At 63.1% G+C, this 1,687-nt stretch carries 1 protein-coding gene; it reads right to left on the bottom strand.

Features of this window, described 5'->3' with window-relative positions; genetic code table 11:
• Window positions 1-1,556: urocanate hydratase (hutU, locus tag HX815_RS31485; protein WP_177010131.1), on the bottom strand; the 1,556-nt coding region annotated here is incomplete at its 3' end.
• Window positions 1,557-1,687 lie beyond the last annotated feature (131 nt).

Raw genomic sequence — 1,687 nt, 5'->3', positions numbered from 1 at the left:
GCGATACGCTCGGCGGCTTCGTCGGTACCGTCGCAGACAATCACCATGCCCGAGTGCTGGGAGAAGCCCATGCCGACGCCGCCGCCGTGGTGCAACGAAACCCAGGTCGCGCCGCTGGCGGTGTTGAGCAAGGCGTTGAGCAGTGGCCAGTCGGACACGGCGTCGGAACCGTCCTGCATCGATTCGGTTTCACGGTTGGGGCTGGCCACCGAGCCGGAGTCCAGGTGGTCGCGGCCGATCACGATGGGTGCCGACAGCTCGCCGCTGCGCACCATTTCGTTGAATGCCAGGCCGAGCTTGGCGCGCTGGCCCAGGCCAACCCAGCAGATACGCGCCGGCAGGCCCTGGAAGCTGATGCGCTCGCGGGCCATGTCCAGCCAGTTGTGCAGGTGCGCGTCGTCCGGGATCAGCTCTTTGACTTTGGCGTCGGTCTTGTAGATGTCTTGCGGGTCGCCCGACAGCGCAGCCCAACGGAACGGGCCGATGCCACGGCAGAACAGCGGACGGATGTAGGCCGGGACGAAACCCGGGAAGTCGAAGGCGTTTTCCACGCCCACTTCTTGCGCCATCTGACGGATGTTGTTGCCGTAGTCGAACGTCGGGATGCCTTGTTTCTGGAACTCGAGCATGGCCTTGACGTGCACGGCCATCGACTGCTTGGCGGCCTTGATCACTTCGGCCGGTTCGGTCTTGGCGCGGGCGCGGTATTCGTCCCAGGTCCAGCCGGCGGGCAGGTAGCCGTTGAGCGGGTCGTGGGCGCTGGTCTGGTCGGTGACCATGTCCGGGCGCACGCCGCGCTTGACCAGTTCCGGAAGGATTTCAGCGGCGTTGCCCAGCAACGCGATGGAGATCGCCTGGCCGGCCTTGGTGTATTTGTCGATGCGCGCCAGGGCGTCGTCGAGGTCGGTGGCTTGTTCGTCGACGTAGCGGCTGCTCAGGCGGAAGTCGATGCTGACCTGCTGGCATTCGATGTTCAGCGAGCAGGCACCGGCCAGGGTCGCGGCCAGTGGCTGGGCGCCGCCCATGCCGCCGAGGCCGGCGGTCAGGACCCAACGGCCCTTGAGGTCATCGTTGTAGTGCTGGCGACCGGCTTCGACGAAGGTTTCGTAGGTGCCCTGCACGATGCCCTGGCTGCCGATGTAGATCCAGCTGCCGGCGGTCATCTGGCCGTACATGGCCAGGCCCTTGGCATCCAGTTCGTTGAAATGCTCCCAGCTCGCCCAGTGCGGCACCAGGTTGGAGTTGGCGATCAGCACGCGCGGGGCGTTGCTGTGGGTCTTGAACACGCCGACGGGTTTGCCGGATTGCACCAGCAGGGTTTCGTCGTCGTTGAGGTTGGTCAGGCTCTCGACGATCTTGTCGTAGCATTCCCAGTTACGTGCCGCACGGCCGATGCCGCCGTACACCACCAGTTCTTTCGGATTTTCGGCAACCTGCGGGTCGAGGTTGTTCATCAACATGCGCAGCGGCGCTTCAGTCAGCCAGCTTTTGGCGGTCAGCGTGTTGCCGCGTGCGGCACGGATTTCAACGTCACGGTATTGGGTAGGCTTGGTCACAAAAAAATCCTCAACGATCAATGCGCGAACATTGATGGGTGCGAAGAGGATGTTCATGGACTCTTACGCACACATCTTTACTTGTACATACAAGCATATGCAAGGTTGTTGCCAACTCGACGCGTCGTTGA

Origin of the sequence: Pseudomonas sp. E6002 (assembly GCF_013385565.1) — a bacterium.
Taxonomy (GTDB): Bacteria; Pseudomonadota; Gammaproteobacteria; order Pseudomonadales; family Pseudomonadaceae; genus Aquipseudomonas.
This window is presented reverse-complemented; position numbering and strand designations above follow the sequence as displayed.